This is a genomic window from Pseudomonas retamae (assembly GCF_043496865.1).
Taxonomy (GTDB): Bacteria; Pseudomonadota; Gammaproteobacteria; order Pseudomonadales; family Pseudomonadaceae; genus Aquipseudomonas; species Aquipseudomonas retamae.
This window is the reverse complement of the sequence record NZ_JBIEIL010000002.1, coordinates 139,775-161,462: the sequence shown is the minus strand read 5'-3', so window position 1 is coordinate 161,462 and position 21,688 is coordinate 139,775. Positions and strand designations below refer to the sequence as shown.

Sequence of the window (21,688 nt, the reverse complement as noted above, 5' to 3'; positions counted from 1 at the left end):
CAATGTTGTCAGGTCGCCCCACTTAACGTTTTCACTCAGAAGGCGAGGGACCACATGAACACTTCAGATAACAGGGCAGGAACCACTGCAGACGAACCTTCAAAGGACCGGGCCGGGCAGGCCTTTGAGCGGTTGAAAGACGACGTCAGCGAAACGCTCGGCGGTGCGCGCCAGCAAGCCGATGCGCAGTTCGGCCAGTATCGTGACACGGCTGCTGAGCAGATCGAAGCGCTGGCGCAAGGCGCGAAAAGCTTCGTCTCGGAGCTGGAGGACAAGGACACGCTGGGCATGTCCGATTACCTCTCCGACATGGCCGAGTCGATGGGCGGGCTGGCAAAGAATCTGCGTGGCAAGAGCGCCGAACAGCTGTTGCATGATGCCGCCGAATTGGCGCGCAGCAACCCGGCGTTGTTCATTGCCGGCAGCGTGGCAATCGGTTTTGGCCTGTCGCGGTTCCTCAAAGCGGGGACGTCGGCGGCAGCCGAAGTCACTGCCGATCATGAGCCTGCCTCTGGACACTCAACGCCACCCGCCGGCGGTTTTGGCGCGCAGCGGCCCTATGAAACTTCCACTGCAACCCGCTCTGATTCCAGTCCAGGCCTGGCGACCGGCATCACCCCGACGTCGGCCGATGAGCACGATCACCCGACTGATTTTGCCGGAACCTCGATACCCACCTCGCCAACCAAAGGAGACCTGTCATGAACCGAGACGATGCAGATCTGCAAGGCGCCCGACCCGCAGCAAACCATGACGATGCTTCGGTGACTGGCCTGCTGCGGCAGTTATCGCGCGAAGTGCCGGCGCTGTTCACCAAGGAACTGGCGCTGGCCAAGGCCGAGTTTCAGTCAAGCCTCAATACGCTCAAGGCCGGGATTGCGGCAGTGGCCGGCGGGGCGATTGTGTTGCTGGCGGGGCTGATCATTTTGCTGATGTCGGCGGTGTACGGCTTGAGCATGTTCATGGCGCCATGGCTGGCGGCGCTGATCGTCGGCGTGGTGGTGATGATCATCGGTTTTGTCATGTTGCAGTCGGGCAAAAAGCAGTTCGAACCGTCCCACTTCAAACCTGACCGGACGCTGGACGCCTTGAGCAAAGACCAGGAAGCGCTGCGGAGGAAAGCCTCATGAAGACCGAATTGGATATCGAATCGCAAAAAAGCCCTGAGCAGATCGAGCGCGAAATCGACGCGCAACGCGCCAGCATCGGCAATATCGTCGACCAGCTGGAAAGCAAGTTCACCCCCGGGCAGATGATCGATCAGGCGTGGGGCATGCTGCAGAACAACGGTTCGCAGTTCGTCGCCAACCTGGGCACCAGCGTGCGCAACAACCCGGTGCCGGCGGTGCTGACCTCGGTCGGCCTGCTCTGGTTGATGATGGGCCAGAACCGCCCGCCAGTACCGCAGCCAACCTATCGCAGCGGCCCCGATCAGGACCGGGCCGGGGAGTGGGCCGATGGCTTGGCCGATAGCCTCGGCAATGCGCGCGAGCATATGCATCAGACCAGCGATTCGTTGAAGCACGGCTATCAATCGCTCAAGGACAAGGCCGCGCACATGGGCGAAAACGTCGGTGCAGCCAAGGAGAATTTGCGCCACTCCATGCACGATGCGAGCGACCGATTGAGCCAGAGCGGCCAGGCCATGGGGCAGCAATTCAGTCAGTTGCTCAAGGAGCAACCGCTGATGGTTGCGGCCGCGGGTATCGCCCTCGGTGCCATGCTCGGTGCGGCACTGCCTAAGACCGCTACCGAGCAGCGGTATCTGGGCAGAACCAGCGCGGGCATGGTCGACAAGGTGAAAAAACAGGCGCGCGAGGGCTACGAGACTGTCCGCGATACGGTGACGAAGACGACTGAGCAGGCGGCGGGGCAGGGGGCTCAGCCTGCGCAAGCGACGACGTCTGATGAATCGGCGGACCTGTCCAAGGGATTGGGGACGTCTTGATGATGGTGGGTGAGGGAGGTCTTGAAATGGCCTCCTTTTCTTATTTCCGATTATCGACGTGTGGACGGAAATTCTGCGATCGAACGATTGGGGTGTGTCAGTTTCCCCTCACCCCAGCCCTCTCCCAAAGGGAGAGGGAGCCGACCGAGGTGTGTTGCGGGATGCATCGACCTGAGCGAGCGAGGCGATTGTGAGTTCGACAGCGTAAAAAAATCGAGTCGATTGTGAATTCGACAGCGTAAAAAAATCGAGCCTATTGTGGATTCAACGACATGCAACAGATCGAGCCGATTCCGGATTCCCAGCCGCACGTTCAGGTCGGCCTATTTCCTCAATATCCCCCAATCAGTCCCCTCTCCCTCTGGGAGAGGGCTAGGGTGAGGGCTGTCACTGAAGAAACCGTTCATCACGACTCAAAAAGGACCCCACCATGCAAACCCTGACCGGCAGCTGCCTCTGCGGCAATGTCCGCCTCGAAGCCTCAGGCCAACCCTACCGCGTCGGCCTCTGCCACTGCCTCGACTGCCGCAAAGTCCACGGCGCCTTGTTCCACGCCTCAGCCATTTTCCCCGCCAGCGCCGTCTCGATAAGCGGCGAAACCCGCGACTACGCCGGCCGACATTTCTGCCCGCGCTGCGGATCCTCAGTGTTCAACCGCAGCGACGACGAAATCGAAGTCAACCTCGGCGCCCTCGATAATACCGATCAACTGCAACCGACCTATGAAAGCTGGACCCTGCGCCGCGAGTCATGGCTGCCGGCGTTCCCGCTGGCGCACCATTACCCGCGTGATCGCGAGGGCGCTGGCCGCTCGGAAGATTAGCCAGAGCCCAGCCTCGCTGCAGATCTATCAACCGCGAATAAACGCCAGCAGATCGGCATTGATCGTCTCGGCCTCGGTCGTCGGCATGCCGTGCGGGAACCCTGGATACGACTTCAGCGTGCCATTGGGCAACAACTTCGCCGACAGCGGCCCCGAATTGGCATACGGCACGATCTGATCGTCCTCGCCATGCATCACCAGCACCGGCACGCTGACTTTTTTCAGGTCTTCGGTGAAGTCGGTCTGCGAAAACGCGACGATGCCGTCGTAATGCGCTTTGGCTGAGCCCATCATGCCTTGGCGCCACCAGTTGGCGATCACGCCTTCCGACGCCTCGGCGCCCGGGCGGTTGTATCCATAGAAAGGCCCGCTCGGCACATCCCGGTAAAACTGCGCGCGGTTGGCCGCCACCTGCGCCTGAAAGCCATCGAACACTGACTTCGGCAAGCCGCCGGGATTACTTGCGGTCTGCACCATCAGCGGTGGCACCGCGGCGATCAACACCGCTTTGGCGACGTTGTCCTGGCCGTGACGGGCAATGTAGTGGATCACCTCGCCGCCGCCAGTGGAGTGGCCGACATGCACGACATTCTTCGTGCCCAGATGCTTGACCACCGCCAGCGCATCGTCGGCGTAGTGGTCCATGTCGTGACCGTCCCAGACCTGAGCAGAGCGCCCGTGCCCGCGCCGATCGTGGGCAACCACGCGAAAGCCCTGGCCGAGGAAGAACAGCATCTGTGCGTCCCAATCGTCGGAAGTGAGCGGCCAGCCGTGGTGGAAATGGATCACCGGCGCGTCGCGCGGGCCCCAGTCCTTATAGAAGATTTCAACGCCGTCTGTGGTGGTGACAAATCCCATGTTCGCGACTCCTGACCGATGTGGAGAGTGACCTGCGCAATACGCGCGGACCGATTTGGCTGATACACGTGATGTGCAAGCAAAGTGCGAGCCGTTATCAACTGTAGGAGCAATGTTGATGTGTGCATGACCGGTGGTCGCAACGTCTCGCTTGAACGTGCAAGTCAGGCTTCGCTGAAAGGGATAAACCGAGGCGCGGCGGTGCCTGCGGTATTTATGTCGAACAGTTCAAACTGTGAGCCGATCCCGGTGGGCCGGGTCCGGTGGCGGGAATATGATGTGAGCCCTTCTTAAATCAGGGCTACGCTGAAGAGCATTACAGCCTGTGGAGTGTGTGATGCTGGTGCCTGGAAAACCCGCGAATGAAGCGGCGCGAATGCAAACGCTGCAAGGTCTGAATCTGCTCGACTCGGCCCCCGAAGAACGCTTCGATCGTTTGACGCGGCTGGCCAAGCGCCTGTTCAACGTGCCGATTGCGCTGGTCACGCTGGTTGATAAGGATCGCCAGTGGTTCAAATCCTGTGTCGGCCTCGACGCCACCGAAACCCCGCGAGACGTGTCGTTCTGTGGGCACGCGATCTTGCAGAACGAGCTGCTGCTGGTGCCGGACGCTCGCGAAGACCTGCGCTTTCATGACAATCCGTTGGTGACCGGGGCGCCGAACATTCGCTTCTACGCCGGTTATCCGCTCACCGTTCCCCACGGCAATAAAATGGGCACGCTGTGCCTGATCGATACCAAGCCCCGTGAACTCGACGATGAAGAGCGCGCATTGTTACGCGATCTGGCGGAAATGGCCGAACAGGAGCTGACCGCAGTGCAGATGGCGAGCATGGACGAATTGACCTTGCTGTCCAACCGACGCGGCTTCAAGCAACTGGCTCAGCATGCACTTGATGCCTGCTCGCGGCTGAACCGCCCGGCGACCCTGTTGTTCTTCGATCTCAACGACTTCAAGCAGATCAACGACCTCTACGGCCATGCCGAGGGCGACGGTGCGCTGAAGACCTTTGCCGATGTGCTGCGCATAGCCTTTCGCGAAAGCGACGTGGTCGGGCGTCTGGGCGGAGATGAATTTGTCGCGCTGCTGACCGGCTCCAGCCACGTCGAGACCACGGCAATCATGGCGCGCATGAAGGAAATCCTCGAAGAACGCAACGCCACGCTGCACCGCGGCTACGCCATTCGGTTCAGCGTCGGCCAGATCGAATACGACCCCAAGCGTCACGACAGCGTCGACCGCCTGCTCGCCGACGCGGACGGCGCGATGTACGCGCACAAGCAGGCCTTGAAGCGCTGCTGATCCAGGCCCGATCGCCAGCAGGCTGGCTCTCACCGTGGTGATCTGGTGTACCCAACAGCCATTCCCACCGCTAAACCCTGTGGGAGCGAGCCTGCTCGCGATGGCGCCCGTCCAGTCACAGCTTCATTGACTGACCCAATGCGTCCTCGAACCAACGGGCTTCAAGTTTTCGGCGGGCTCAACGTCGCGTAAAACTTCAACCATTTCTCCTGGTTGGTGTGTATCTCTTCGAGCGCAGGCGCGATCAGCGCTTCTTGCAACGCTTGGCTTTCATACGCCTCAAACAGGTGCCGTACGGCCGTACAGGCGATGGCGTTGACCTTGTTGGAGGCAAACGTGTCGGGGATGTCGCTGTGCGTCTGTGCCGCCAGCGGCGCGCCCTCGATGTCGAGGCGGGTGATCAACGCATCGCAGATGGCGTTGCCGATGGGCAGGGTCCCGTGTCGATACGCCTGAGCGTCGAAGGGCAGCGATTTTGCCTTGGTATTGGCGGAAGACGGCGTCAGCAGCGCAAGATCAATATCCCGGCGCAACGTGACAGCGGATCGGCGGGTAAAGATTTCGTACACCCTCGGCGTCGAGCCGCGCAGCAGGGCAATGATGGCAAACCGCGCAGTCTCTGCGTTTGGCTTCGAGGTACTGGTTGAGCTTGCCGACGCTGCCAGTTGCAGGGCAAACAACTCCAGGGTGTTGTCTTCGAGATCCTTGCGTTGCGCCAATGGCAACCGGCAAAAAGCATCCTTGATGAGCGCGATCTGGGCATCCTTCATCTGTCGCAAGCGTGCGCTCAGTGCTGCACGAAACAAACTCGACACCTTGCCGAGCCGGGCCAACGACGCTTTGATCGACGGCAGTTGCAATTGCGCATTGTTCGATTGCCAGCCCCGCAAGTCGCTGGACAACTTACCGGCCACATGCAGGTCGCTCAGCGAGAACTGTTTATCACCCGACCCCGGGTTGAACAGCGCTTGCTCCTCCAGGTGCGGATTATCGATAAGTACCTTGCGCAGATCGGCCAGCGCGACGGTCGCCGGTGTGGGAAATTTCCCCAGAAAAGCCCGCTGGGTAAAACTGCGCATCCTTCGATAGTGGTCGCGGAAAATACTCTCGGCACGCTTCAGAGTGGCGGCATGGTTGCCAGGATTTTCCAGGTCTCGCTGGACCACGCCCCTGGCGACGGCCCAATCGAGGACGACCGCAGTACACACGTCACTGCGCAGGAAACGGTAAAAATCCGATGGAGCCGGGCCATCAGTCAGACTGACCAGTTGCGCATAACTCATCAGGCGCGCCACGCCGGGCCTGCGATCTTCGATATACAGCACCACCTGTTTGAGCCGAACCCAGCGCACGCAACTCATGTACTGAAATGAAGCGGGGATATCGCGAACCAAAAAATCAGGGGCGATGCCCGACAGCAAAAGATGAGTCGCCAGTGATTTGTTTTTTATCAGCGCGAGCCCGAACTGGCGGTCGATGAAACGCCGGACCTCGCCATACCGTTCACCCCAGTAAAAACTGTCATTCACCGCTTGGTCGATGATCTGCTCAGATTGTTCGCCCGCTTTAGGGTCGAGGCTCAGTATCAGCGCTGCGAGCAACAAACGATCGCGATTGGTGGCCAGCAGCTCCTTGGGCTGGGCGGGGCGCGCGATTTTCCTCAATAACTGGTTGCCCAAAGCCTGGGCCCGTGGGGTGATGAGAATGCGGCCGATCAGGTAATCGGCCTTCGCGTTGAGGCTGGCCAGCGGCAGATCGGTATCGACCCCTTCACTCAGGTAGTCAATCAGTGGCGCTGCATCCCTGGGCAGAAAGGCCTGGGTGGTGTCGATGACCTGCTGGCGTTGTTCAGCGCTAAAGCGCTCGGTCTGTTTACCGGGCTGGCCGAGCAGATACCAATGGTTCATGTGGCCGGGGCGCATGTGCAGGTTGATCGGGTCCCAGTTCACAAAACCAAGGGCTTGCGCGACGGTCTTCGGCAGCGGCAGGTTATAAAAACGCAGCATTTGCCCAAGCGTGACCTTGCCGCTGGCGCGAAAGGCACCGCCCGCTTCGCGAGCCTTGGTCTTGAGGCGGTCGCGATAAACTGTCAGATCGGCGTGTCTTTCCACCTCCGCGGTCAGGGTTATCCAGCCCTGATCGCTGGCTGTACCGACGTGACCGGTTGCACTGAGCAACAACGGGCTGTCAGTGGGCAGACGGTGTTTTTTTAAAATGGCCTGAAAGGCCGGACGGGCGCCGAATGTGCGCAATTCTCGCTGACCCCACGCCATCCACTCTGCCAGCGCCGAATCCGGATGAGGCTCGCTGAATTCCTCAAGGTCGATTTTTGCCAGGGGGGACTTGTTCCAGCTCAGCGCTTGCAGTCGGCGCAGGATATACCGGCCATCTTCGACATCGGCAAAACCATGTCGATAGCTGAGAATGGGGCTGCCCGTCTGCACGTATTCGCTGACATAAGGCAGGGCCGGCCAGCGGTGGTCGCGCAAGCGTTGTATTAACGCTTTGGCGTGTTCGGCATCCTCCGGGATCGGCAAGGCGTAGCGTTCAAGCAACGGGCCAAGCTTGAAACGCGGACCGCCCCGACTGGCCGAAACCGATGAGGAGGTCAGTGACACCGGAGTGTCCTCCATGCCGCGTTGTTCGAACGGTTCGCGGGTCTTCAAGACTGTTTCGAGCGTGTCGGCGATGGCCTGGAAGTCCTCCAGTTGAGCATCGCGCTCCTTGACCACGGCCGAGGTGGTGTGGCCGTTTTCATCAATCGCAGCGAGGCCGCCGGTTTTCAGTTCTGCCACGATCACTTTCGCCTGGGCCAGGTTTTGCGGCTCGGGATAGCCGTAGAAAGCCAGCACAATCTGACGTGGAAAGCGGTACAGCGGATTGGCCGATTTACCGCCGATATACGGCAGGCCCATTTCGCCGGGATCAATGCGCTGGGCAATCCACAGCAGAACCGGTGCGACTTGCCACCAGCCGGAATCATCGTCCAGAGCGAAGGTGCGTACGCTTGCGGTGCCATTCGTTTGGGTTCGCGCTTGCAGGGTTGCGCCCTTGATGCGCAAGGTATCCAGGTCGATGTGAAAGCGACTGGCCCAGTCGAGAAATTCCGGGCGCTCCAGGGCGGCCCAATAAAGCTCCATCCATTCGCGCAGCAGGCAACCGCGCGGAACCTCGAGCGTACGTTCAGGCTCGTGGGGTTTGGCAACCGGGACGGCGGTCAACTCATCGATCAGGTTCTCGATAACGGTTTGTTGCGGTGACGCGGCTTGCACTGTGTCGTTCATTTGCGCTCTCCATGGCGGCTGACAGGCATCAAGCGCCGATTGTCGAGCGATGGGGAGCGGGGTGGGTGGTACATGTGTATGGGTGGGACTTTCGCCAAGGCACAAAAAAACCCGTCATTCGACGGGTTTTTTCTGGCCAGCGAAGATTACTCTTCGATGTTGCCCATGGCGGTGGTGTTGAAGCCGCCGTCGACGTACATGATTTCACCGCTGATGCCCGACGCCAGGTCGGAGCACAGGAAGGCGCCGGCGTTGCCGACTTCTTCGATGGTGACGTTGCGGCGCAGTGGGGTTTGCGCTTCGTTGGCGGCCAGCATCTTGCGGAAGTTCTTGATGCCCGACGCTGCCAGGGTGCGGATCGGGCCGGCCGATACGCAGTTGACGCGGGTGCCGTCCGGGCCCAGGGAGCCGGCCAGGTAACGTACGCCAGCTTCCAGCGAAGCCTTGGCCATGCCCATGACGTTGTAGTTCGGCATGGTGCGCTCGGCGCCCAGGTATGACAGGGTCAGCAGGCTGCCGTTGCGGCCTTTCATCATTTCGCGGCCGGCTTTGGCCAGGGCCACGAAGCTGTAGGCGCTGATGTCGTGAGCGATGCGGAAACCTTCACGGGTGGTGGCTTCGGTGAAGTCGCCGTCCAGTTGGTCGCCCGGGGCGAAGCCGACGGAGTGAACGATGCAGTCCAGGCCGTCCCACTTCTTGCTCAGTTGTTCGAAGACCTTGGCGATTTCTTCATCGCTGGCCACGTCGCACGGGAAGCACAGCTCAGGGCTCGAACCCCAGCCTTGTGCGAACTCTTCGACGCGACCCTTGAGTTTGTCGTTCTGATAAGTGAAGGCAAGCTCAGCGCCCTCGCGATGCATGGCGGCAGCGATGCCGGATGCGATGGACAGCTTGCTGGCGACACCGACGATCAGTACGCGCTTACCGGCGAGAAAACCCATGTGTTGCTCCTCTTTCAGGTTATTGCGCAGTGGCTGGTGCCAGAAAAGCGGCTTCCAGCAACTGCTGTGTATACGGATGTTGGGGGGCGGCAAAGATACTTTGCGCGTCTCCCTGTTCGACCACTTGGCCATGCTTGACCACCATCAGCTGGTGGCTCAGCGCTTTGACGACAGCCAGGTCATGGCTGATGAACAAATACGTCAGGTTGTACTTGGCTTGCAGTGAACGCAACAGCTCCACCACTTGCCGCTGCACCGTCCGGTCGAGCGCCGAAGTCGGCTCGTCCAGCAGGATCAGCGCCGGTTTCAGCACCAAAGCCCGGGCAATGGCGATTCGCTGCCGTTGCCCACCGGAAAATTCGTGGGGGTAGCGGTGCCGGGTTTCCGGATCCAGACCTACCTCCTTCAATGCCGCGATGATCGCCGCTTCCTGCTCGGCCGCGGTGCCCATCTTGTGAATCCGCAGGCCTTCGCCGACGATGTCATTGACGCACATGCGCGGGCTCAGGCTGCCGAACGGGTCCTGAAACACCACCTGCATCTCCCGCCGCAACGGGCGAACCTCGTTCTGCGTCAGGCAGTCTAGCTGCTTGCCTTCAAAACGGATGCCGCCCTGGCTGCCGATCAGGCGCAAAATCGCCAGACCCAGGGTGGATTTACCGGAACCGCTTTCCCCCACGATCCCCAGAGTCTGCCCCTGAGGCAGGCTGAAATTGATGCCGTCCACTGCCTTGACGTGATCCACCGTGCGCTTGAGCAGGCCTTTCTTGATCGGGAACCAGACTTTCAGGTCCTCGACTTCGAGCAGCGGCGCGCCGACTTTATTGCTCGCCGGGCCGCCGCTGGGCTCCGCGCCGAGCAATTCCCGAGTGTACGGATGCTGCGGCGAACGGAACAGCTCTGCGCACGATGCCTGTTCGACGATGCAACCGCGCTGCATGACACATACGCGATGCGCAATTCTTCGCACCAGGTTCAAATCGTGACTGATCAGTAACAGTGACATGCCCAACCGCGCCTGAAGTTCCTTGAGCAAATCGAGGATTTTCAGCTGAACGGTCACGTCCAGTGCGGTGGTCGGCTCGTCGGCAATCAGCAGTTCCGGCTCGTTGGCCAGAGCCATGGCGATCATCACGCGCTGGCGCTGACCGCCGGAGAGTTCGTGGGGCAGGGCCTTGAGGCGCTTGTGCGGTTCGGGAATGCCGACCATCTCCAGCAGCTCCAGGGTGCGCTTGGTCGCGACTTTACCGGACAGGCCTTTGTGGATGCCGAGCACTTCGTTGATCTGCTTCTCGATCGAGTGCAGCGGATTGAGCGACGTCATCGGCTCTTGAAAGATCATCGCGATGCGATTGCCACGAATGTGGCGGATGGTCTTTTCACTCAGGCCCAACAGGTTTTGCCCGGCGTAATTGATGCTGCCGGCCGGGTGGCGCGCCATGGGGTAGGGCAGCAAGCGCAGGATCGAGTGGGCGGTCACCGATTTGCCCGAGCCGGATTCGCCGACCAGCGCCAGGGTTTCGCCGCGCTTGATGTCGAAACTCACGCCCTCGACCACGCGATGGATGCGCTCGCCGAAACCGAACTCGACGGCGAGGTCGCGCACTTCGATCAGATTGTCCTGATTCATTTCACTTCCTCGGGTCGAAGGCATCGCGAGCGGACTCGCCGATAAACACCAGCAGGCTCAACATCAGCGCGAGCACTGCAAAGGCACTCATGCCCAGCCACGGCGCCTGCAGGTTGGATTTGCCCTGCGCGACCAGTTCACCCAGCGACGGACTGCCGGCCGGCAAGCCGAAGCCGAGAAAGTCCAGCGCGGTGAGGGTGCCGATGGCGCCGGTGAGGATGAACGGCATGAACGTCATGGTCGAGACCATGGCGTTGGGCAGAATGTGACGGAACATGATTGCGCCGTTCTGCATGCCCAGCGCTCGGGCGGCGCGCACGTATTCAAGGTTGCGCCCGCGCAGAAACTCCGCGCGCACCACGTCGACCAGGCTCATCCACGAAAACAGCAGCATGATCCCCAGCAGCCACCAGAAATTCGGCTGGACAAAACTGGCGAGGATGATCAGCAGGTACAACACCGGCAGCCCGGACCAGATCTCGAGAAAGCGCTGCCCGGCCAGATCGACCCAGCCGCCATAAAATCCCTGAAGGGCACCGGCAATCACGCCGATGATCGAACTCAGCACGGTCAACGTCAGCGCAAACAACACGGAAATGCGGAAGCCGTAAATCACCCGCGCCAGCACATCACGGCCCTGATCATCGGTGCCCAGCAGGTTGTCCGCCGAGGGCGGTGCGGGGGCCGGGACTTTCAGGTCGTAGTTGATGCTCTGGTAGCTGTAGGGAATCGGCGCCCACAACACCCAAGCGTCCCTGGCCTTGAGCAGTTCGCGGATGTACGGGCTCTTGTAGTTGGCTTCCAGCGGGAATTCGCCGCCGAAGGTGGTTTCCGGGTAGCGCTTGATTGCCGGGAAATACCAGTGGTTGTCGTAATGCACCACCAGCGGCTTGTCATTGGCGATCAGCTCGGCACCGAGGCTCAGCCCGAACAGGATCAGAAACAGCCACAGCGACCACCAGCCACGCTTGTTGGCCTTGAACAGTTCGAAGCGGCGGCGGTTGAGAGGGGACAGGTTCATCTCAATGCTCCCGGCTTTCGAAGTCGATGCGCGGATCGACCAAGGTGTAAGTGAGGTCGCCGATCAGTTTCACCACCAGCCCGAGCAGGGTGAAGATGAACAGCGTGCCGAACACCACCGGATAATCGCGGTTGATCGCCGCTTCGAAACTCATCAGGCCGAGGCCGTCGAGAGAGAAGATCACTTCAACCAGCAACGAGCCGGTGAAGAAAATCCCGATGAACGCCGACGGGAAACCGGCAATCACCAGCAGCATCGCGTTGCGGAACACGTGCCCGTACAACACACGATTGCGCGTCAGGCCTTTGGCCTTGGCGGTGACCACGTACTGTTTGTTGATCTCGTCGAGGAAGCTGTTTTTGGTCAACAGGGTCATGGTCGCGAAGTTGCCGATCACCAGGGCCGTGACCGGTAGCGCCAGGTGCCAGAAGTAATCGAGGATCTTGCCGCCCAGGCTTAGCTCATCGAAGTTGTTCGAGGTCAGCCCACGCAGTGGAAACCAGTCCAGATAACTGCCGCCGGCGAACACCACAATCAGCAGGATCGCGAACAGGAACGCCGGGATCGCATAACCGACGATGATTGCCGAACTGGTCCAGACGTCGAAATGGCTGCCGTGCCGCGTGGCTTTGGCGATCCCCAGCGGAATCGACACCAGGTACATGATCAGCGTGCTCCACAGTCCCAGGGAAATCGACACGGGCATCTTTTCCTTGATCAGGTCGATGACCTTGGCGTCGCGGAAGAAGCTGTCGCCGAAATCCAGTTGGGCGTAGTTCTTGACCATGATCCACAGGCGTTCCGGGGCCGACTTGTCGAACCCGTACATGTGCTCGATTTCCTTGATCAACGCCGGGTCCAGGCCCTGCGCGCCGCGATACGACGAGCCGGCCACCGCCACCTCGGCACCGCCGCCGGCAATCCGGCTGGTGGCGCCTTCGAAGCCTTCGAGCTTGGCGATCATCTGTTCCACCGGGCCGCCGGGCGCGGCCTGGATGATCACGAAGTTGATCAGCAGAATGCCGAACAGGGTCGGGATGATCAGCAGCAGTCGCCGAAAGATATACGCCAGCATCTGATTACTCCGTGCCCGCAGGGTCGGCTTGCAGTTGGGTTTCGACTTCTACCGCAGGTTTGGCGTCAGGCTTGACCCACCAGGTATTGATGCCGATGTCGTACTTGGGCGAGGTTTTCGGGTGGCCGATGTGGTTCCAGTACGCCACACGCCAGCTCTTGATGTGCCAGTTCGGCACCACGTAATAGCCCCATTGCAGTACGCGATCAAGGGCGCGCGCATGGGCCACCAGGCTGTTGCGCGAATCGGCGTTGATCAGGCTTTCCACCAGTTGATCGACGATCGGATCCTTCAGGCCCATGCTGTTGCGGCTGCTCGGTTTGTCGGCGGCGGCGCTCATCCAGTATTCGCGCTGTTCGTTACCCGGCGAGTTGGATTGCGGGAAGCTGCCGACCATCATGTCGAAGTCCCGCGAACGCACGCGGTTGATGTACTGCGAGACGTCGACGCGGCGGATCACCAGATCGATGCCGAGATCGCTGAGGTTGCGCTTGAACGGCAGCAGCACGCGTTCGAATTCGGTCTGCGCAAGCAGGAACTCGATCACCACCGGCTTGCCCGTGGCATCGACCATTTTGTCGTCGACAATCTTCCAGCCGGCCTCTTGCAGCAGTTGGTAAGCCTCGCGCTGCTGGCTGCGGATCATGCCGCTGGCGTCGGTCTTGGGGGTTTCATAGGCTTCGCTGAACACTTGCGCCGGCAACTGGCTGCGGAACGGTTCGAGAATCGCCCGTTGCTCGGCGTCGGGCAGGCCGGTGGCGGCCATTTCCGAGTTTTCGAAATAGCTGCGGGTGCGCACGTAGGCGCCGTTGAACAGTTGCTTGTTGGTCCATTCGAAATCGAACAGCAGGCCGAGCGCCTGACGCACCCGCACATCCTGAAACACCGGGCGGCGCAGGTTGAAGACGAAACCCTGCATGCCGGTCGGGTTGCTGTTGGCGATCAGTTCCTTGATCAGACGCCCCTCGGTCACCGCCGGAACATTGTAGGCGTTGGCCCAGTTTTTCGCGGTCATCTCCAGCCAGTAATCGAACTGCCCGGCCTTCAAGGCTTCGAGAGCAACGGTGTTGTCGCGGTAGTAATCGGTAGTCATCGTGTCGAAGTTGTAGAAACCCCGGTTCACCGGCAGGTCCTTGCCCCAGTAATCCTTGACCCGCTCGTAACGCACCGAGCGTCCAGCCTTCACTTCGGTGACCTTGTACGGGCCGCTGCCCAGCGGAATTTCCAGATTGCCCTTGTTGAAGTCGCGCTCGGCCCACCAGTGTTTCGGCAGCACCGGCAACTGGCCGAGGATCAATGGCAGTTCGCGGTTGTTGCTGTGCTTGAACTTGAACAGCACTTTCAGCGGATTTTCGGCGACGACTTCGGCGACGTCGCTGTAATAGCCGCGAAACATCGGCGAGCCTTCCTTGGTCAGGGTGTTGAAGCTGAACACCACATCCTCGGCGCGCACCGGGTGACCATCATGGAAGCGCGCTTCCGGGCGCAGGTAGAAACGCACCCAGCTGTTGTCCGGGGCTTTTTCGATCTTGCCAGCGATCAGGCCGTATTCGGTGAAAGGCTCGTCGAGGCTGTGCCGGGTCAAGGTGTCGTAGATCTGCCCGATGTCATCGGCGGGCACGCCTTTGCTGATGAACGGGTTGAGGCTGTCGAAGCCGCCAAAGCCGGCCTGGCGGAACACGCCGCCCTTGGGTGCGTCGGGGTTTACGTAGTCGAAATGCTTGAAATCGGCCGGGTATTTCGGCGGCTCGTTGTACAGGGTCACGGCGTGTTGCGGGGCGGCGCAGGCCAGCCCGGCGAACAGCAAGCCGCTGGCCTGCACGAGCAGGGCGCGAACAGGGTTCATCGATCTTTCTCCGAAGACTTCAGCCACCACGCGCTCAGGCCCAGGGTGTAGGGCGGCGTGGTGACAAAGGCCAACCGGTTGCGGTAGGCCAGACGGTGATAATTGAGGTACCAGTTGGGAATGCTGTAGTGCTGCCACAGCAGCACGCGGTCGAGCGCCTTGCCGGCGGCGACCTGCTCATCGCGGGTGCGCGCGGCGAGCAATTGTTCAAGCAGGTGATCGACCACTGGATTGGCGATACCTGCGTAATTCTTGCTGCCCTTGACGTTCACCTGGCTGGAGTGGAAGTACTGCCACTGCTCAAGGCCGGGGCTGAGAGTCTGACCCAGCGTCATCGAGATCATGTCGAAATCGAACTGATCGAGGCGCTGTTTGTACTGGGCCCGATCAACAGTGCGCAGGCGTGCGTCGATGCCGATGCTGTTGAGATTGACGATGTACGGCTGGTAAAGACGCTCCAGATTCGGATTGACCAGCAACAGCTCGAAGCGCAGCGGCTGGCCGTCGGCGTTCTGCAGACGCTGGCCGTGGAGTTTCCAGCCAGCCTCGGCGAGTAACGCCAGGGCTTTACGCATGGTTTCGCGCGGAATGCCGCGACCATCGGTGGTTGGCAGGGCGAACGGCTCGGTAAACAGCCTCGCCGGCAACTGATCCTTGTACGGTTTGAGCATCAGCCATTCATGCCCGACCGGCAGGCCGCTGGCGGTGAATTCGCTGTTGGGGTAATAACTGTTGGTGCGCTGGTAGGCGTCGCTGAACAGCGTGCGATTGGTCCACTCGAAGTCGAACATCAGGCCCAGCGCTTCCCGGGTTTTCACATCGGCAAACGTCGCGCGCCGCGTGTTCATGAACAGACCCTGAGTCTGGGTCGGGATCTGGTGCGGGATCTGCGCCTTGATCACCTCGCCCCGGCGTACGGCCGGAAAGTTGTAGCCGTTGACCCAGTTCTTCGCCTGATGCTCGATGTAGATGTCGAATTCACCCGCCTTGAACGCTTCGAACGCCACATCGCTGTCGCGGTAGAACTCGACTTCCATGCGATCAAAGTTGTACTTGCCGCGATTGACCGCCAGGTCCTTGCCCCAGTAATCCTTGACCCGCTCGAAAATCAGCTGCCGGCCCGGTGTCACCGAGGTGATGCGGTACGGGCCGCTGCCCAGCGGCGGTTCGAAAGTGGTGGCCTTGAAGTCGCGGTCCTTCCAGTAATGCTGTGGCAGCACCGGTAATTCGCCGAGGCGCAGGATCAACAGCGGATTGCCCGAACGCTTGAGCACGAAACGAATACGTTGCTTGTTCAGAATGTCGACGCGCAGCACCTCTTGCAGGGCCGTGCGATACAGCGGATGGCCTTCCTTCAATAACAGGCGATAGGAGAACGCCACGTCATACGCGGTGATCGGCGCGCCATCGTGAAACCGCGCTTCAGGCCGCAGATTGAACACCACCCAGCTGCGATCTTCGCTGTATTCCACTGATTGTGCGATCAAACCATAACTCGACGCCGGCTCGTCACCGGACGGTGAATACTGCCCGGTACCGACCATCAACGGCTCGTTCAGCTCATTGATGCCGTACTGGAGGAAATTCGCGGTGGTGACCGGGCTGGTGCCCTTGAAGGTGTACGGATTGACCGTATCGAACGTGCCGAACGCCATCACCCGCAACGTACCGCCCTTGGGCGCTTGCGGGTTGACCCAATCGAAATGGGTAAATCTGACCGGGTACTTGAGCGTGCCGAACTGCGCATAACCGTGACTTTCGGTAATCGTCGCGCTTGCGGTTGAGCTCAAGGCCAGGCAGATCAGGAGCAGGGAGAGGGCACGCTTCAAGTCAGATCCGATCCAGCGGCTTGGGCTTTGTGGGCCGTACAGTAACAGCTTGTCTGGACAGGAAAAAGATCATGGGTTAATGCGTGGTTAATCGTCGGAGCGAAGAGCGCTCACTTAGGCCTTTGGAGTGGCAGGGCGCCGGAAAATCAAAAGCCCCTCACCCTAACCCTCTCCCGGAGGGAGAGGGGACTGATCGAGTTGTTTGGGAGAGCTGCGCTGAGTTGCGATACCGAGTCGAACTCCAGTTTCGAAAAGCATGGAGATGTGCTCCCTTTCCCCTCGCCCCCCTGGGGGAGAGGGCTGGGGTGAGGGGGATGGATCTCACAGGCGCTACAAAAAATCCGATGCAAAAAAAAGCCCCCGAAAAATTGGGGGCTCTTGCAATCAATGCGGCTGATAAACCGTGAGCATCTGCCCCGGTTTCAACGCCTTGCCGGCGCCCGGATTCCAGCGCTTGAGATGCTGCATCTGCACGTTGAAACGCTTGGCCACCACATACAAGGTGTCGCCACGCTTGACCTTGTACTGGGTCTGCTGCTGGCTGTCGTCCTTGCTTTTGGTCTTGCTGTTGGCTGCAACCACCGTGTTGACCCGGCCAGACTTGCGGGCAGGCGCGCGTTTGCTGGTGTCCTGCATTACCAACGTCTGGCCGACCTTGAGATTTTTGCCGGTCAGCTTGTTCCAGCGCTGCAGATCCTTTACCTCGACCTTGTTGGCCTTGGCGATGGAGCCGAGATTGTCACCACGCTTGACCCGGTAAGCGCGCTTGAGCTGCGCCACTTCCGACGGGTCGGCGCCTTCGAACACCGGTTTCAGCGAGCGCGGGCTGATCAACTCGTCGGGGCGCATGGTCTGCAGACTGGCCGTCAGCAATTGCGCCTTGGACGTCGGTACCAGCAGATGCTGGGGGCCGTCGATGGTGGTGCGTTGCTTGAAGGCCGGGTTGAGCTGGAACAGCTCGTCTTCATCGATGTTGGCCACCGCAGCGACCTTGGACAGGTCCATGCGCTGGTTGATTTCGACGACCTGGAAATACGGCTCGTTGGCGATCGGGTTGAGGTTGACGCCGTAGGCTTCCGGCGCCAGTACCACTTGCGACAGCGCCAGCAGCTTTGGCACGTACGCCTGGGTTTCCGCCGGCAGCGGCAGGTTCCAGTAATCGGTCGGCAGGCCGAGCTTTTCGTTGCGCTCGATGGCGCGGCTGACCGTGCCTTCACCGGCGTTGTAGGCGGCGAGCGCCAGCAGCCAGTCGCCGTTAAACATGTCGTGCAGGCGGGTCAGGTAATCCATCGCTGCGGTGGTCGAGGCGGTGATATCGCGGCGGCCATCATAGAAGCGCGTCTGACGCAGGTTGAAGTATCGCCCGGTCGAAGGAATGAACTGCCACAGGCCCACCGCATCGGCGCGGGAATAGGCCATCGGGTTGTAGGCGCTCTCGATCACTGGCAGCAGGGCCAGTTCCAGCGGCATGTTGCGCTCTTCGAGGCGTTCGACGATGTAATGGATATAGAGGCTGCCGCGTTCGCCGGCGTTCTCGAGGAAAGAGGGATTGCTGGCGAACCACAGGCGCTGTTGCTCGATGCGCGGGTTGACGCCCAGGCCTTCCTGCAACTGGAAGCCTGCGCGCATGCGTTCCCAGATGTCCTGGGGTACCTGCGGGCTGGGCTTTTCGGTCAGCCAGATCGGCTTCTGCTTGGCTCGCGCAGCAATGTTCGGCGTATGGGTCGCTTCAGTCTGCGGAGCATGGCTGGAACAGCCCGCCAGCGTGGCGGACACAGCCACCGCGATGGCTTGCGCCAGGCGGGTCAATGCGTCTGAATTGACGGACTTACGTATGGATGACGACATTGGCTGGAAGTAAGTTCCGGGCAAAAATGTCGGGCGATTCTAGAAAGCGCACCCCCCGCGGTCAACCATTCAGAATATTTGTGCCAACAAGCGGGTGACTTAGAACGTATCTTTCCAGGCCCGCAAAGCCGCAAATACCTCACTTGGCGCCCGGTTTTGAGCGCCTGCCCGTTCGTCCACTTTTTGTGTAACCAATGTTTCAGAAGTACGCAGAAACGGGTTGGTGAGCTTTTCCAGAGCCAGGGTCGAGGGCAGGGTCATGACGCCGTTTTGCCGTTGCTCGATGACTTTTTCCAGACGGGCGGCAATGTCCGCGTTGCCCGGTTCAACGGCGGCAGCAAACTTGAGGTTGCTCAGGGTGTATTCATGGGTGCAGTAAACCAGCGTATCTTCAGGCAACGCAGCGAGACGGCTGAGCGAGTGGTGCATTTGCTCCGGCGTGCCTTCGAACAGGCGCCCGCAACCGGCCGCGAACAAGGTGTCGCCGCAGAACAGCAGGCCGTGGTGGTAATAGGCAATGTGTCCCAACGTATGACCGGGGACCGCGTAGACGGCGAAGTCCCAGCCGAGCACGCTGACGTTGTCGTTGTCCTTGAGTGCCACGTCGCGCCCCGGAATGCTTTCGCTGGCCGGGCCGTAGACTTTTGCGCCGGTCGCCGCTTTGAGGCGCTCGACGCCGCCGACGTGATCGTGATGATGATGGGTGATCAGGATATCGCTCAGCACCCAGCCCGGATGGCCGTCAAGCCAGGCCTGCACGGGGGCGGCATCGCCCGGATCGACCACCGCGCAACGCTGGGTGCGGTGATCCTGTAACAACCAGATGTAGTTGTCGGTGAACGCGGGCAGGGCACTGATCTGTATCATCGTCGGAATCGCCAAGCGGAAAACATTGGCGCATCTTAGTAGTTCCTGGCGCTTTGGAGAATGCGATGAGTGATAAAGCGTTCGCACAGGCTGATCCTGACTGGCTGGCCCTGATCGGTGCAGCGCGTGAATGGCTGTCCGGCCCGCTCGGGCAATTGCTGCTCGATGAAGAGCGGCGCATGCTCGAAGATGAACTGGGGCGGTTCTTCGGCGGTTATCTGGTGCATTACGGGCCATCGGCCGAGACCCCGCCGGCGGCGCCGCAAGTGCAGCGCAATGTGCGCCTTGGCGCGCCGCTGCCCGGCGTCGAGATTGTCTGCGAAGAGCAGGCCTGGCCGTTGAGCGAACACGCTGCCGACGTCGTGGTGATGCAGCACGGTCTGGATTTCTGCCTGTCGCCTCACGGTTTGCTGCGCGAAGCGGCGAGCGCCGTGCGGCCGGGCGGGCATCTGTTGATCATCGGTATCAATCCGTGGAGCACCTGGGGCCTGCGTCATGTCTTCGCCCAAGATGCCTTGCGCCAGGCGCGCTGCATCTCGCCGTCGCGGCTCGGCGACTGGCTCAATCTGCTGGGCTTTGCGCTGGAGAAACGCCGCTTCGGGTGCTATCGTCCGCCGCTCGCGTCACCCAAGTGGCAGGCCCGTCTGGCCGGCTGGGAACGCAAGGCCGGTGACTGGCAATTGTCTGGCGGCGGCTTCTATCTACTCGTCGCGCGCAAGATCGTGGTCGGCCTGCGGCCATTGCGTCAGGAACGCCGCGAGCCGATGGGCAAGCTGATTCCGCTGCCGATGGCCAAGGTCAACCGGCGCCGCATCGAACCGTAAACCTTCTTGTTATCTGTGGCCGGGTCTTCCCGGCCGCGGTCATTGTCGATCCGCAATCGGCAAGACAGCATTTTTCTGGAAAGACTGGCATGAGCGAAAGCGTGGAAAGCGTCGACACCGTAGAACTGTTCACCGACGGCGCCTGCAAGGGCAACCCCGGTCCGGGCGGCTGGGGCGCGTTGCTGGTGTGCAAAGGCGTGGAAAAAGAGCTGTGGGGCGGCGAAGCCAACACTACCAACAACCGCATGGAACTGCTCGGCGCGATCCGTGGCCTCGAAGCGCTCAAACGCCCGTGCGAAGTGCTGCTGGTGACCGACTCGCAATACGTGATGAAGGGCATCAACGAGTGGATGGCCAACTGGAAAAAGCGCGGCTGGAAAACTGCGGCCAAGGAGCCGGTAAAGAACGCCGACCTGTGGAAGGAGCTGGATGAGCAGGTCAACCGCCACAACGTCAAATGGAAATGGGTGCGCGGGCATATCGGTCATCACGGTAACGAGCGCGCCGACCAACTGGCCAACCGTGGGGTGGATGAGGTTCGCGGTTACAAGCAGAGCTGATTCCGCTCTGAACCGTGGTGCGCCATTCGCGAGCAGGCTCGCTCCCACATTGGAATGCGATTCCCCGTGGGAGCGAGCCTGCTCGCGAAGGCCGCGGCACGGTCTGCCTGAAACACCCCGCCGAGCGTGGTAACATCCGCGCCTTTGCACGATTGACCCGTTGAGAGCTGAACACTGATGGCCACCAGATCCGTTGTACTCGATACCGAAACCACCGGCATGCCGGTGACCGATGGTCACCGGATCATCGAAATCGGCTGTGTCGAACTGATCGGTCGGCGCCTGACGGGCCGGCATTTTCACGTTTATCTGCAACCGGATCGTGAAAGTGACGAAGGCGCCATCGGCGTTCACGGCATTACCAACGAATTTCTGGTCGGCAAGCCGCGTTTTGCCGAAGTCGCCGACGAGTTCTTTGAATTCATCAAAGGCGCGCAACTGATCATCCATAACGCGGCGTTCGACGTTGGCTTCATCAACAACGAATTCGCCCTGATGGGCCAGCACGACCGCGCCGACATCACCCAGCACTGCACGATCCTCGACACCCTGATGATGGCCCGGGAACGTCACCCGGGGCAGCGCAACAGCCTTGATGCGTTGTGCAAACGTTACGGTGTCGACAACTCCGGGCGTGAACTGCACGGCGCTTTGCTCGACTCGGAAATTCTCGCCGACGTCTACCTGACCATGACCGGCGGCCAGACCAGCCTGTCGCTGGCCGGCAACGCCTCTGACGGCAATGGCACGGGTGAGGGCGCCGACAACTCCGCCACGGAAATCCGTCGTCTGCCGGCCGATCGTCAACCGGCGCGGATCATTCGCGCGACCGAGGAAGAACTGGCGGCGCATCTGGTACGGCTGGAGATCATCGCCAAGTCGGCCGGCGCTCCGGCGCTGTGGACGCAGATCGCTGAAGCCGACGCGCAGGCATAAGGCGCTGTCAGTACTGACAAGTGGCCACCGTCGCCACATCCGCTGCAACCCTCTACCCTGAGTGCATTGGCAGATGAAAATCAAGGAATGAGGAC

General features: G+C 60.7%; 18 protein-coding genes. 8 read left to right on the top strand and 10 right to left on the bottom strand.

Annotated features, from left to right (window positions below; genetic code table 11):
* Positions 1-54 precede the first annotated feature (54 nt).
* The 4 genes from ACGSLL_RS03810 to ACGSLL_RS03795 all read left to right on the top strand — a co-directional run bounded on the left by ACGSLL_RS03810 (position 55) and on the right by ACGSLL_RS03795 (position 2,771).
* Positions 55-705: a hypothetical protein gene (locus ACGSLL_RS03810; RefSeq protein WP_394503334.1), complete on the top strand. Its 651-nt coding sequence runs from the start codon at positions 55-57 to the stop codon at positions 703-705.
* Positions 702-1,130 carry a phage holin family protein gene (locus ACGSLL_RS03805; protein WP_394503332.1) on the top strand — a complete coding sequence of 143 codons (429 nt, stop codon included), beginning with the start codon at positions 702-704 and terminating at the stop codon, positions 1,128-1,130. The genes ACGSLL_RS03810 and ACGSLL_RS03805 overlap by 4 nt, the downstream gene beginning before the upstream one ends.
* Complete coding sequence (locus ACGSLL_RS03800; protein ID WP_394503330.1) at positions 1,127-1,948, top strand: DUF3618 domain-containing protein; 822 nt, start codon at positions 1,127-1,129, stop codon at positions 1,946-1,948. The genes ACGSLL_RS03805 and ACGSLL_RS03800 overlap by 4 nt, the downstream gene beginning before the upstream one ends.
* A gap of 430 nt (positions 1,949-2,378) precedes the next feature.
* A complete protein-coding gene (locus ACGSLL_RS03795; protein ID WP_394503328.1) occupies positions 2,379-2,771 on the top strand; it encodes a GFA family protein in 393 nt (130 codons plus the stop codon).
* Between the two features lie 27 nt (positions 2,772-2,798).
* Here ACGSLL_RS03795 and ACGSLL_RS03790 read toward each other — a convergent pair whose 3' ends face one another.
* The gene (locus tag ACGSLL_RS03790; RefSeq protein ID WP_394503326.1) at positions 2,799-3,629 is read right to left on the bottom strand and encodes an alpha/beta fold hydrolase; all 831 of its coding nucleotides are present in this window, start codon (positions 3,627-3,629) and stop codon (positions 2,799-2,801) included.
* 337 nt (positions 3,630-3,966) lie between these two features.
* Between ACGSLL_RS03790 and ACGSLL_RS03785 the strand changes: the two genes are divergently transcribed.
* A complete protein-coding gene (locus tag ACGSLL_RS03785; protein ID WP_394503323.1) occupies positions 3,967-4,932 on the top strand; it encodes a sensor domain-containing diguanylate cyclase in 966 nt (321 codons plus the stop codon).
* Between the two features lie 161 nt (positions 4,933-5,093).
* On the opposite strand, the gene ACGSLL_RS03780 is transcribed toward ACGSLL_RS03785, so the two are convergent.
* The 9 genes from ACGSLL_RS03780 to gloB all read right to left on the bottom strand — a co-directional run bounded on the left by ACGSLL_RS03780 (position 5,094) and on the right by gloB (position 19,273).
* A complete protein-coding gene (locus ACGSLL_RS03780; RefSeq protein WP_394503321.1) occupies positions 5,094-8,216 on the bottom strand; it encodes a hypothetical protein in 3,123 nt (1,040 codons plus the stop codon).
* A gap of 146 nt (positions 8,217-8,362) precedes the next feature.
* The gene (gene fabI, locus ACGSLL_RS03775; protein ID WP_014339032.1) at positions 8,363-9,157 is read right to left on the bottom strand and encodes an enoyl-ACP reductase FabI; all 795 of its coding nucleotides are present in this window, start codon (positions 9,155-9,157) and stop codon (positions 8,363-8,365) included.
* A 19-nt stretch (positions 9,158-9,176) separates the two neighbouring features.
* Positions 9,177-10,787: an ABC transporter ATP-binding protein gene (locus tag ACGSLL_RS03770; RefSeq protein WP_394503318.1), complete on the bottom strand. Its 1,611-nt coding sequence runs from the start codon at positions 10,785-10,787 to the stop codon at positions 9,177-9,179.
* Position 10,788: 1 nt separating this feature from the next.
* On the bottom strand, positions 10,789-11,808 hold the full coding sequence (locus ACGSLL_RS03765; RefSeq protein WP_394503316.1) for an ABC transporter permease: 1,020 nt from the start codon (positions 11,806-11,808) through the stop codon (positions 10,789-10,791).
* A 1-nt stretch (position 11,809) separates the two neighbouring features.
* The gene (locus ACGSLL_RS03760; RefSeq protein WP_394503314.1) at positions 11,810-12,883 is read right to left on the bottom strand and encodes a microcin C ABC transporter permease YejB; all 1,074 of its coding nucleotides are present in this window, start codon (positions 12,881-12,883) and stop codon (positions 11,810-11,812) included.
* Between the two features lie 4 nt (positions 12,884-12,887).
* On the bottom strand, positions 12,888-14,729 hold the full coding sequence (locus ACGSLL_RS03755) for an extracellular solute-binding protein (protein ID WP_394503312.1): 1,842 nt from the start codon (positions 14,727-14,729) through the stop codon (positions 12,888-12,890).
* Complete coding sequence (locus ACGSLL_RS03750) at positions 14,726-16,558, bottom strand: extracellular solute-binding protein (RefSeq protein ID WP_394503310.1); 1,833 nt, start codon at positions 16,556-16,558, stop codon at positions 14,726-14,728. Before ACGSLL_RS03750 ends, ACGSLL_RS03755 begins: the two co-directional genes overlap by 4 nt.
* A 384-nt stretch (positions 16,559-16,942) precedes the next feature.
* Entirely contained in the window at positions 16,943-18,406 is a 1,464-nt protein-coding gene (locus ACGSLL_RS03745) for a transglycosylase SLT domain-containing protein (protein ID WP_394503308.1), read from the bottom strand.
* 99 nt (positions 18,407-18,505) lie between these two features.
* Positions 18,506-19,273, bottom strand: coding sequence for a hydroxyacylglutathione hydrolase (gloB, locus tag ACGSLL_RS03740; protein WP_394503305.1), 768 nt, complete (start codon positions 19,271-19,273; stop codon positions 18,506-18,508).
* A 65-nt stretch (positions 19,274-19,338) separates the two neighbouring features.
* On the opposite strand from gloB, the gene ACGSLL_RS03735 reads away from it, so the two are divergent.
* The 3 genes from ACGSLL_RS03735 to dnaQ all read left to right on the top strand — a co-directional run bounded on the left by ACGSLL_RS03735 (position 19,339) and on the right by dnaQ (position 21,593).
* The gene (locus ACGSLL_RS03735; protein WP_394503303.1) at positions 19,339-20,097 is read left to right on the top strand and encodes a class I SAM-dependent methyltransferase; all 759 of its coding nucleotides are present in this window, start codon (positions 19,339-19,341) and stop codon (positions 20,095-20,097) included.
* Between the two features lie 89 nt (positions 20,098-20,186).
* On the top strand, positions 20,187-20,657 hold the full coding sequence (gene rnhA / locus ACGSLL_RS03730; protein ID WP_203421732.1) for a ribonuclease HI: 471 nt from the start codon (positions 20,187-20,189) through the stop codon (positions 20,655-20,657).
* 177 nt (positions 20,658-20,834) lie between these two features.
* The gene (gene dnaQ / locus ACGSLL_RS03725; protein WP_394503301.1) at positions 20,835-21,593 is read left to right on the top strand and encodes a DNA polymerase III subunit epsilon; all 759 of its coding nucleotides are present in this window, start codon (positions 20,835-20,837) and stop codon (positions 21,591-21,593) included.
* The last annotated feature ends 95 nt before the right edge of the window (positions 21,594-21,688 follow it).

Excerpts from the sequence above, each read along its gene's own strand:
- ACGSLL_RS03770 (WP_394503318.1), bottom strand. The coding sequence starts at position 10,787 with ATGAATCAGGACAATCTGATCGAAGTGCGCGACCTCGCCGTCGAGTTC.
- ACGSLL_RS03810 (WP_394503334.1), top strand. The coding sequence starts at position 55 with ATGAACACTTCAGATAACAGGGCAGGAACCACTGCAGACGAACCTTCA.
- ACGSLL_RS03805 (WP_394503332.1), top strand. The coding sequence starts at position 702 with ATGAACCGAGACGATGCAGATCTGCAAGGCGCCCGACCCGCAGCAAAC.
- ACGSLL_RS03755 (WP_394503312.1), bottom strand. The coding sequence starts at position 14,729 with ATGAACCCTGTTCGCGCCCTGCTCGTGCAGGCCAGCGGCTTGCTGTTC.
- ACGSLL_RS03800 (WP_394503330.1), top strand. The coding sequence starts at position 1,127 with ATGAAGACCGAATTGGATATCGAATCGCAAAAAAGCCCTGAGCAGATC.
- dnaQ (WP_394503301.1), top strand. The coding sequence starts at position 20,835 with ATGGCCACCAGATCCGTTGTACTCGATACCGAAACCACCGGCATGCCG.
- ACGSLL_RS03735 (WP_394503303.1), top strand. The coding sequence starts at position 19,339 with ATGAGTGATAAAGCGTTCGCACAGGCTGATCCTGACTGGCTGGCCCTG.
- fabI (WP_014339032.1), bottom strand. The coding sequence starts at position 9,157 with ATGGGTTTTCTCGCCGGTAAGCGCGTACTGATCGTCGGTGTCGCCAGC.
- ACGSLL_RS03790 (WP_394503326.1), bottom strand. The coding sequence starts at position 3,629 with ATGGGATTTGTCACCACCACAGACGGCGTTGAAATCTTCTATAAGGAC.
- gloB (WP_394503305.1), bottom strand. The coding sequence starts at position 19,273 with ATGATACAGATCAGTGCCCTGCCCGCGTTCACCGACAACTACATCTGG.
- rnhA (WP_203421732.1), top strand. The coding sequence starts at position 20,187 with ATGAGCGAAAGCGTGGAAAGCGTCGACACCGTAGAACTGTTCACCGAC.
- ACGSLL_RS03780 (WP_394503321.1), bottom strand. The coding sequence starts at position 8,216 with ATGAACGACACAGTGCAAGCCGCGTCACCGCAACAAACCGTTATCGAG.
- ACGSLL_RS03785 (WP_394503323.1), top strand. The coding sequence starts at position 3,967 with ATGCTGGTGCCTGGAAAACCCGCGAATGAAGCGGCGCGAATGCAAACG.
- ACGSLL_RS03760 (WP_394503314.1), bottom strand. The coding sequence starts at position 12,883 with ATGCTGGCGTATATCTTTCGGCGACTGCTGCTGATCATCCCGACCCTG.
- ACGSLL_RS03765 (WP_394503316.1), bottom strand. The coding sequence starts at position 11,808 with ATGAACCTGTCCCCTCTCAACCGCCGCCGCTTCGAACTGTTCAAGGCC.
- ACGSLL_RS03745 (WP_394503308.1), bottom strand. The coding sequence starts at position 18,406 with ATGTCGTCATCCATACGTAAGTCCGTCAATTCAGACGCATTGACCCGC.
- ACGSLL_RS03795 (WP_394503328.1), top strand. The coding sequence starts at position 2,379 with ATGCAAACCCTGACCGGCAGCTGCCTCTGCGGCAATGTCCGCCTCGAA.